Genomic DNA, 9,451 nt, shown 5'->3' with positions numbered 1-9,451 from the left:
CGGTGAGGGTAGTGAGCCGCGAGCGGCGAGGAACGAGCGAGCGAAGCGAGTGAGTACCTCGGGATGGCGAGCGGTGAGGGTAGTGAGCCGCGAGCGGCAGTAACGAGCTTCGACGGCCGGTTGCGCGGCACTTACGTCCGGCTGCGTTCGTCGGTGGGTTTACGGTCACCTCTCTGGTACCCGCACGCGATGCTCCGGCAACTGGACGATCGCCTCTGGACGTACGAGGAACCGCTGCGATCCGTCGGGGTCGAACTCGGGCGGATCATGACGGTGATCCGCCTCTCGAGCGGCGGCCTCTTCGTCCAGTCGCCGGCGGAACTGACGTCCCGGCTGCGGGCGGCCCTCGACGAGCTGGGGGAGGTGCGCTTCGTCGCGCCGGCGAGCAAGCTTCACGGGCACCTGTACATGGAGCAGTACGCGGCGGCGTACCCCGACGTCGAGCTGCTGGCCGCGCCCGGCCTCCCGGCTCGCCGATCCGACCTGGCGTTCGACCACCTGCTCGGCGACGCGCCGGATCCGCGGTGGGCGACGGACGTCGACCAGGTCGCCGTCGTCGGCCACCGGTGGCTCGAGGAGATCGCGTTCTTCCACCCCCCGAGCCGGACGCTGATCCTGGGCGACGTCGGCTTTCACATCGGTCAGACCAGTCCCCTGCCGACGCGACTGGTGGCCCGGGCGCTTCGGATCTATCGACGGGTGAGTCCGCCGATCGAGTTCCGGTACACGATCGCCAACGAGGAGTCGTTCCGGCGGTCGATCCGGCGGGTGCTCGCCTGGGACTTCGACCGCGTGATCCCGGGCCACGGCGAGATCGTCGAGACCGGCGGGAAGCGAGCGGTGCTCGAGGGCTACGATTGGTTGCTCGCGGACGCGTAGACCTTCCGGCCGGTCACGCTCCGTCCCCGCCGCCGTCTCCCTCCAGCGCCGCGGCCTCCTCCCTGGCCGACGCCGCCGCCTCGCGCGCCTCCTCGATCAGTTCCATGAGTTCCTCCCGAGCCTGCTTCTCGAAGGCCCCCGCCGGCAGTCCGCGCTGGACGTCGAGGGTGATCATTGCGTCGGCGTCTCCGACGATCTCCGGCGCCCACCAGCCGCGGGCCAATTTCGACTCTTCGGTGACGACCGCCTCGGCGCTCGCAGTTTCCTCGCGGTCACCGCTCACGGCTTCGCCGTTCGCGTTACCGAGGTCTTGCTGGCGCTCGACGTCGACGAACGCGGTCACCGTGTTCCACACCTGCGGCAGGCTGGTCGCGACCTCCGCGTAGAGGCCCGCGAGCCGGGTGTCCTCGACGTCCTCGGAGCCGACCTCCTCGCGCAGGTCCTCGAGCGCGTCGGCTTTGGTCTCGTACCACGTCGCTTCCTCGCGGAGTTTCGCGGCGCGATCGTCGGGACCGTCGGCGGTCATCCGTCGTGCTCCGTGCGGAACGGATCGGCGGTCATCTATCGCGACCTAGTCGCGACGGGGCCGTAAAGCCACGCCCGCCGGGGCCGGCCGTCCCGGATCGGGGGGTTTCGTGAGAGCCGGGTGTCGTCCGCGTCCTCGCCCCGGCGCCCGGATCGCGGCCGCGGATTCTCGGGCCCGACGGAGCGTCGGCAGGTGGCTCCCGTCGGGTTCGACGATCCCGCGGCGGGCGATCGCGTTCCCCGCGGTCTCGAGCCCGGCGAACGGTTCCGCGTGGATCGCGACGACGCCCGCGACGGCGTGACCGGCGTCGATGCTCGCGGCCCGACCGGTCATCGAGGCGACCCGGTCATCTGGGCGACTGATCGGAGGGCGGTACGATATCCGGTTGCACGCGGGGGCCGTACGCCGGCCGGATCGTCAGCCCAGTTCCTCGATCTTCCGGAGGATCTTCGCGTACAGAGCCGGCGCGAAGTACCGGCCGGCGTCGATCATCCCGTCGATCGTCGCTCGCACCTCCTCCGCGTCGATGGCGCCCTCGCGGAGGAGTCGGAGGATCACGGACGCCGTCCCGCGCGTCTCGATTCCCTCGGCGTCGGCGACCATCCGTCCGTATCGCTCGTCCACGACGGCCGTTCCGTCGCGCTCCGACGCGAGCGCGAGCACGACCGCGTCCGCATCGCCGAGGTTCTCGTTACGACGAAGCCGCTCGAGCGTCGCCGTCACTTCGACGGGGGCGACGTCGAGCACGCCGTCTTCGACGGCGCGTTCGATCCGCCTGGCGTCGGGGTACCCCTCGGCGAGACCGGCCGTGACGACCTCCTCGTACACGAGTTCCGGAGTGACACAGGCCGGCGGGAGCTCGTCGACCGACGAATGTCGGTCCGCTTTCGCGAGGTAGATCAGCGGCGCGGCGTCGAAGACGTACATCTCACAGCTCGTCGAGATCGGCTTTCAGGCGATCCCCGTCGACCCACGTCGCGTCCCGCTCCTCGGCGAGTCGAGCGAACTCCCAGATCGACGCGTCCGCGAGAGCTACTGCCCGCACGAACGTGACTTCGCCCGCCTCGAGTTTTCGGAGCGCTCGCTCGCGCCGCCAGTCTTCCAGCCCTTCCATCAGCAGCTTCCGGACGGCCGTGCTCCGGTCCAGTCGCTCTTCCTCGAGGTAGCGCTCGAGTTCTTCCTCGAAATCGTCCGGAACGCGAGCGGAGATGGTTCCCACGGATATGCTGTGTATACGTTGCACACGGACGTTCCAGTGAGCACCCTCGCCCGAGTACTAAGGCGGCGGGACCCGAACGAGGCCTATGACCGATGCGCCCGAATCGACCGCCGCCGTGGCCGAGCGGGCGGCCCGCGAGGGCGGAGCGGTCGCCAACGAACGGTTTCGCGGGAAGGGAGCGGTCGAGACGAAGTCGGGGAAGACGGACTACGTGACCGAGGCCGACCGACTCGCCCAGCGCCGCGTCGTCGACGTCGTCTCCGCGGCCTACCCCGAGGACGCGATCGTCGGCGAGGAGGAAGACGTCGCCAAGTCCGTCCCCGAGACGGGCCGCGCGTGGGTGATCGACCCGATCGACGGCACCCACAACTTCGTCCGCCACCTGCCGCTGTGGACCACCAGCGTCGCCGCCGTCGCGGACGGCGAGCCGCTGGCGGCGTGCAACTACCTGCCGCCGTTCGACGCCGCGTACGTCGCCGGCGACGGGGAAACGACGCGGAACGGGACGTCGGTCTCCGTCAGCGATACCGCGGATCCGGAGGCGTGCACGGTCGCGCCGACGTTCTACTGGGGCCGCGACGCGCGCGACGAGTACGCGGCGGCCGCCCGGGCGATCGTCGAGCGCTTCGGCGACATGCGCCGGCTCGGCTCGATCCAGGTATCGCTCGCGCTGCTCGCCGAGGGCGCCCTCGACGGCGTCGTCACGAACCTGACGCCCAATCCGTGGGACTCGATCGCCGGCGTCCACCTGGTCCGGCGGGCCGGCGGCACGGTGACCGACGTCCACGGGGAGCCGTGGCGTCTCGATAGCGAGGGGCTCGTGGCCTCGAACGGACGCGTTCACGACGAGGTGCTGGATGCGGCCCGGGAGATCGGAGACGGATAGCCGGCTGCCGGCGGCCTGGCGATTCGTTTCGGGTGTGGGCTTTCCGCTCGGATGCCGATCCATCCGCGGTCAGTCCGGCTTGTTCTGCGAATACCAGGACCAGAAAGCCCCGGCCCCTTTTCGATCCCGCCCACCGCACCTCACACCTCCCCAGCCTCGCCGTGGTTCGAGAGAGCGGAGCCCTCTCGCCACCACGAAAGGCGCCCCGCGCCTTTCGAGCGACCTCACTTCGTTCGGCGTCTTGGCTCACGGGTCGCTGCGCTCCCCGTTCGCGAGCGGCCGACCCGTCTGACGACCCCCACGAAAACGAACCGCGAGCCGCCGCCTCGCACGTTACTTCGCCAGCGACTCGACCATTCTTCGCGGAAAGCCCTTCAGCAGCTCCCACAGCGAGCCGGGTTCGCTCTCGTCGGCGCGGATCCGCGCGCGGATGCGCTGGCTGAACAGCTCCACGGAGATGATCAGCACGAGGATGACGAGGATGGTCGCCATCGCCTCGGTGAACGCGAAGAGGTCGATCTGGGTCGCGAGCACGAGCCCCAGCCCGCCCCCGCCGATGATGCCGAGCGAGACGGCGATCCGGACGTTGATCTCGAAGATGTAGAGCGTCCAGGCGATGAAGGAGGTGTGGACCTGGCTGAGCATCCCGAAGACGATCGTCTGGGGGCGGCTCGCGCCGGTCGTCTCCATCGCCTCGATGGGGCCGTCCTCGATCTCCTCGAGCTCGTCGACGAAGAGCCGGCCGAGGTTGCCGACCGTGTCGACGGCGATCGCGATCATCGCGGTGACGGGGCCGAGCCCGGACAGCGGGACGAAGATGAGCGCCCAGACCAGCGCCGGAATCGCGCGGATCATCGACATCACCCCGCGGAAGACGAAGTTGAACGGGAACGGCGTGACGCGCTCGCTCCCGAGGATTCCGAAGAGCAGGGCGAACGGGAAGCCGATGACGGTGCCGGCGACCGCCATCGAGAGCGTAGTGCCGGCGACGCCGAAGAGGACGAGCGGCCCGCCGCCGGCGGTCAGGACCGTCGCGACGAAGCCGGGTAGCTCGACGAGGAAGGCGACGGGGTCGGCCGTCGGCGAGGACAGCTCCTCGAGGAGCTCGACGTCGTAGATGAGCTCCCGGTCGTGGATGAAGGCGCCGTACTCGCGGACCCCGCTCGGGTCGACGAACGGGGGTTCCGAGACGATGAAGGGGAAGAAATCCATGACGGCGTCGCCGAACGCGCCGTAGTAGCGACTCGTCCCGAACCAGTCGATGGCGACGAGCGCGCTGTAGAACAGGTACGCGACCACGGCGACGAGCGCGCCGTACCCGACGGCCCGGATGCGTCTGGCACGTTTGATCGACCGGTAGGTCTCGCGGACGCGAGGGTCGGTCTCGACGCTCATGGTGCGGTGGGTTTCGTGGCGCTCGTGGTCTGGTCGGTCTCGACGCTCATGGTGCGGTGGGTTTCGTGGCGTTCATTCGGTGACCTGCCCCCGGTCGCGCCTCCCGTCCGACCGATCGGTCCCGGCCGCGACGTCTCCGTCGACGACCGCCCCGTCGCCATCGTCCGGGTCGGCGAACATCCCCTCGGTGTCGACCTCGCCGTAGATCTCGTCGACGACGTCGATCGTGAACTCCTCGCGGTAGCCGTCGAACACCTTCCGACCGTCGCGCAGTCCGACGAACCGCTCGCCGAACTTCCGGGCGAGGTTGACCTGGTGGAGGCTGATGAGCGCCGTCAGGCCGCGCTCTTCGGCGGCCCGGCGCAGGTAGCCCATCACCTGCTGGGAGCTTCCCGGGTCGAGGCTCGCGACCGGCTCGTCGGCGAGCAGGGCGTTCGGCTGCTGGACCAGCGCGCGGGCGATGCCCACCCGCTGCTGTTGGCCGCCGCTCATCCGCCGGGCGCGCTGTCGGGCCTGCTCGAGCAGGCCGACGGTGTCGAGCGCCTCGAGCGCCCGGATCTTCTCCTCCTCGTCGTGGAGCTTCAGGACGCTCTCGAGCAAGCCGGCGCGGTTCAACCCGCCGGTGAGCGCGTTCGAGTACGCGCTCATCCCGCCGATGATGTTGTGCTGCTGGAAGATCATCGCGACGTCGCTCCTCGGGGAGGTGACCGCCTCGCCGTCGACGTACACGGCCCCCTCGGTCGGCGCCGTCAGTCCGTTGAGACAGCGCAGCAGCGTCGACTTCCCGGAGCCGGAGACGCCGAGCACGACGACGAACTCGCCCGCCTCGATCTCGACGGAGACGTCCTCGAGCGCCACGGTCTCCCCGAAGACCTTCGTCAGCCCGTCGACTTCGATCTCGCTCATGTCGGCTGGGTCGGTTTCGCGTCCGCTGTGCTCGCGGCGCGTCACTCCAGGTCCTCGAACTGGAGGTCGAGGGCGTCGAGCACCTCGCGGATGGGCTCGTAGTCGTCGATGTCGCCCTCCTCGACCCCGGTGAACCACAGCTCCTCGACCTCGTCGTCGTCGAGCTCCTCGTCGTCGTGGGCGAGGTCCTCCTCCTCGACGGCGAGGATCGCCGCCTCCACCTCTTCTCGGACGGGGTCGTCCCAGTCCGAGCGCGCGATGATCGGCGCCCGGGGGAGCGGATCCGAGACGTCGAGCAACCGCAGCTCGTCGTTCGGGTCGGCGTCCTCGTCGCCGATGTCCGAGCCCGCGTCCTCGTACTCGGCGGAGTACTCGACGAAGTCCTCGTACTCGTCGAACTGCTCCTGGGGCACCAGCGGCGCGCTGGTGAACGCGCCCGTACAGGCGGCGGCGACCTCCTCGCGCTGGATCAGCTGGTTGCGCGCGATCGAGTGATCGCCGTACTCGATGTCGAAGTCGACCGGGTCGCCGTCGGGCGCGGTTCCGACGTCGAGGCCGGCCTCCTGGAGCATGACCAGCGGGACCAGCGTGCCGCTGACCGACATCGGCGCGCCGGCGTAGATCAGCTCCCCCTCGAGGTCGGCCAGCTCTTCGATCCCGTCCTCGGGCGTCGTCGTGATGGTCGCGAAGTACTGGGCGGCGCCGAAGGCGACCCGGATGCCGACGACGTCGACGACGCCTTCGCCGGCGACGGCGGCCGAGGGCGAGGAGTCCGCGATCTCCGCGTGTCCGTCCCGAATCGCGACCAGCGTCTCGGCGTAGGAGGCGGTTTCGACCGGATCGATCGTCGCGCCCGTCTCCGCCTCGAGGTACTCGATCATCGGCTGATACTGTCTGGTGATGTCGACGTCGGCCTCCGCCGGGTTGAGCACGAAGCGCACCTCCTCCCGGGTCGCGCGAGCGACGCCGAGATACCCACTCGCGCCCGCGAGCGCCGCGGCCCCGGTCCCTGCCAGAAACGTTCGCCGATCCACACCGATTGTCGCACCCTGTGGCATGTGGACACTAGACTATGTCAAGGTACATAAATCTGAGAAAAATTCGACCGTACGTCCACAATTATAGCGCTAAAAGCGGACAAAACGTGTGATTTATAAACAATATATGCTGATGTGGGACACAGTTTGGGTAGTGTTACGGTACCGGTTGTAACGCCACCCGTACCGGTCCAGCCCCCTTCGACTCCCGTCGAATTCGACGAATGTTCGATTCGGCCGGGGTCCAGTTAGGATGGCTCGATTCGGCCGGGGTCCAGTCGGGGTGGTTCGATTCGGCCGGGGTCCAGTTGGGGTGGTTCGACTCGGCCGGGGCTCGACCCGGGGCCGGGGAGCCGTCCTCGACTGACCGCACGTTTCATCCGACCGCCGTTCGAAGGGGTGTGCGTGACGTACGTCGGCGTCGACGGCACGACTGACGGCTGGCTCGCGGTCGTCTACGCGGACGACTCGTACGCGGGGCGGGGCGTCTACCCGGACGTCGAGGCGCTGTGGGCCGCTCACGGGGACGCGGAGACGATCCTGATCGACGTCCCGATCGGCCTGCGCGAGGACTCCGCCGAGCCGCGGACCTGCGACGCGGCCGCGAGACGGGTGCTGAGCCCGGATCGGCACTCGAGCGTCTTCCCGACGCCGATCCGGCCGGCGCTCGCGGCGGACGGCTACGAGGAGGCGAAGGCGATCCAGGAGGCGCGAACCGATGGGAGCCTCGGCGTGCAGACGTGGGGGATCGCGGACAAGTTACGCGAGCTGGACGACTTCCTCCGAGGACCCGGCGCGGACGCTCGCGGGACGATCCGGGAGGCGCACCCCGAGGTCTGCTTCTGGGCGCTGAACGACGAGGCGTCGATGCGGTACTCCAAGACCGGCCAGCCGGTCGCCGCCTTCTGGGAGCGGATCGACGCGCTGGAGGCGGTGGATCCGGACGTCCTCGAGGGCGTCCGCGCGGCGGGGACGGGCCTCGACGCCGGCGCGTCGAACGACGACCTGCTCGACGCGTTCGCGCTGGCGCTGACGGCGAGCGAGCGGACGGGCGGCCTCGAGACGCTGCCGGAGGAGCCGCCGACCGACGAGACGGGACTGCCGATGGAGATGGTGTACGCGAGACCGGAGTGACCGGGGCCGGAGTGATCGCGGCGCCACACCGGCGCCGGCACAACGGTTTTCGCGGTCCGCGGCGTACCACCGGCCGGCCGATGACGACGCGAACTGCGGTGCCGAGGGCGTAGGGGCCGGACGGGGCTTCCCCGTTCCTCGCGTCCGTCGACGAACGATCCGAAGGCACCGAGGCCACTTCCGTTCGAACCGTCCGTCAGCCCCGGCAGCGCGCACCTCGTCCCGGCAATGCGAACCTCACTCCGACAGTGCGAACCTCGTCCCGGCAGCGAAACCCCCGCGTCGCCGAGCGCCTCGCCCCGCCAGTGCGAGTCTCCCGGTAACGAGAGCCGCTGCGATCGCTCGCTTCCCCGGAGCGTCCGTCGGTTTCAGCGCACCCGCGTCTCCTCGTAGGACTCGGCGATCGCGAGGTCACACTCCAGGCGCGGCTCGAGGATCGGGCTCCGGGGGTCGAGTTGCAGCCGTTCGCGCTGCCAGTCGAGGCCGTCCTTCCCGCGCCAGACGCCGCGGACGGTCACGCCGGGGAGCTCGAGGACGCCGAACAGGAGGGTCAGCACGTAGAGGAGGGTCTCGACCTCGCGCCACGTCGCGGTCGCCTTCCGCGGGAGGTCCCGCGGGAACGCCACGTGCTGGGCGAGGATGGTGTGGCCGCGGGCCCGCTCGACGAAGGTGCGGTCGTTGCTGAACAGGAGGATCTGTCCGCGGGCTTCGGACTGCCACTCGTCGTAGGCGTCGACGATCGGTTCGTCCCCGCGATCGCAGTCGATCTCCTCCGCCTGCTGGATGTCCCTGACGTCGCGGTAGGCCAGCAGCCCGAGTCGGCTGATCCGGCCCGAGCCGACCGGCTGGTTCCAGTACTCTTCGAACGCGGGACCGAACGCGTCGACGTAGGGGTCGGCGTCGTGGCACTTGACGTCCCAGTCGAGCTCGTCGCGGACGCCCGCCGCGAGGACGAAGCCGTTGACGTAGCCGACGCCCTCGTCCGGGTCGCGCAGCCCGAGGATGCGATCGATCCGCCAGGGGAGCAGGTTGGTGTCGAAGCCCGCGAACACCGGCGGGTGGCCGGCCATCAGGTCCGGATCGCCGTAGCGATCGACGAAGGTGCCGACCGCGTCGTAGTTGTCGATCGGGACGATCCCGCTCGCCACCGCGGCTTTGACGTACTCGTCGGGCTCCGGGAGGTCGTCGGCGACGGGCTCGGGATGGTGTCGGCCGACCTCGTCGCGGGCGCTCGCGTAGTCGTCGCGGCGCTTCGAGAAGCGGACCGTACAGTCCTCGGGCTCGCCGAGCTCGACCGTCAGGAGTTCGCCGACCTCGTTGGCGGGGTGGGCGATCGGGAACCGGTCGTCACCGCGGTCGTAGAGGCGGTTCAACAGCACCGCGAGGTGCGAGCGCTGGATCCGCATCACGGCACCTCCGAGCGGTAGCCTCTGTGCGCCGCCGTGACGCGGTCGATGCGATCTCGGGTG

Annotated in this window: 10 protein-coding genes; 3 read left to right on the top strand and 7 right to left on the bottom strand. The window is 69.6% G+C overall.

From position 1 onward, the window contains the following. The first annotated feature begins 189 nt into the window (after positions 1–189). Positions 190–879 carry a DUF4336 domain-containing protein gene (locus QZT59_RS13015; protein WP_290816971.1) on the top strand — a complete coding sequence of 230 codons (690 nt, stop codon included), beginning with the start codon at positions 190–192 and terminating at the stop codon, positions 877–879. A gap of 13 nt (positions 880–892) precedes the next feature. Here QZT59_RS13015 and QZT59_RS13010 read toward each other — a convergent pair whose 3' ends face one another. The 3 genes from QZT59_RS13010 to QZT59_RS13000 all read right to left on the bottom strand — a co-directional run bounded on the left by QZT59_RS13010 (position 893) and on the right by QZT59_RS13000 (position 2,624). Next, positions 893–1,405: a hypothetical protein gene (locus QZT59_RS13010; protein WP_290816968.1), complete on the bottom strand. Its 513-nt coding sequence runs from the start codon at positions 1,403–1,405 to the stop codon at positions 893–895. 417 nt (positions 1,406–1,822) lie between these two features. Beyond that, positions 1,823–2,332: a DUF3368 domain-containing protein gene (locus tag QZT59_RS13005; protein WP_290816965.1), complete on the bottom strand. Its 510-nt coding sequence runs from the start codon at positions 2,330–2,332 to the stop codon at positions 1,823–1,825. Position 2,333: 1 nt separating this feature from the next. Beyond that, positions 2,334–2,624, bottom strand: a complete 291-nt coding sequence (locus QZT59_RS13000; protein WP_290816962.1) for a hypothetical protein — start codon at positions 2,622–2,624, stop codon at positions 2,334–2,336. 85 nt (positions 2,625–2,709) lie between these two features. Between QZT59_RS13000 and QZT59_RS12995 the strand changes: the two genes are divergently transcribed. After that, positions 2,710–3,510, top strand: coding sequence for an inositol monophosphatase (locus tag QZT59_RS12995; RefSeq protein WP_290816959.1), 801 nt, complete (start codon positions 2,710–2,712; stop codon positions 3,508–3,510). A gap of 333 nt (positions 3,511–3,843) precedes the next feature. Here the strand turns inward: QZT59_RS12995 and phnE are convergent, their stop codons facing one another. From phnE to QZT59_RS12980, 3 genes are all read right to left on the bottom strand, one after another. After that, positions 3,844–4,905 carry a phosphonate ABC transporter, permease protein PhnE gene (phnE, locus tag QZT59_RS12990; protein ID WP_290816950.1) on the bottom strand — a complete coding sequence of 354 codons (1,062 nt, stop codon included), beginning with the start codon at positions 4,903–4,905 and terminating at the stop codon, positions 3,844–3,846. 72 nt (positions 4,906–4,977) lie between these two features. Further along, complete coding sequence (gene phnC, locus QZT59_RS12985) at positions 4,978–5,811, bottom strand: phosphonate ABC transporter ATP-binding protein (protein WP_290816941.1); 834 nt, start codon at positions 5,809–5,811, stop codon at positions 4,978–4,980. 41 nt (positions 5,812–5,852) lie between these two features. Further along, the gene (locus QZT59_RS12980; protein WP_290816938.1) at positions 5,853–6,869 is read right to left on the bottom strand and encodes a PhnD/SsuA/transferrin family substrate-binding protein; all 1,017 of its coding nucleotides are present in this window, start codon (positions 6,867–6,869) and stop codon (positions 5,853–5,855) included. A gap of 384 nt (positions 6,870–7,253) precedes the next feature. Here QZT59_RS12980 and QZT59_RS12975 point away from each other — a divergent pair, with 384 nt between their 5' ends. Next, positions 7,254–7,982, top strand: a complete 729-nt coding sequence (locus QZT59_RS12975; RefSeq protein WP_290816935.1) for a DUF429 domain-containing protein — start codon at positions 7,254–7,256, stop codon at positions 7,980–7,982. A gap of 368 nt (positions 7,983–8,350) precedes the next feature. Here the strand turns inward: QZT59_RS12975 and QZT59_RS12970 are convergent, their stop codons facing one another. After that, a complete protein-coding gene (locus QZT59_RS12970) occupies positions 8,351–9,388 on the bottom strand; it encodes a hypothetical protein (protein ID WP_290816931.1) in 1,038 nt (345 codons plus the stop codon). Positions 9,389–9,451 lie beyond the last annotated feature (63 nt).

Origin of the sequence: Halovivax sp., assembly GCA_007119345.1 — an archaeon.
Lineage (GTDB): Archaea > Halobacteriota > Halobacteria > Halobacteriales > Natrialbaceae > Halovivax.
This window is presented reverse-complemented; position numbering and strand designations above follow the sequence as displayed.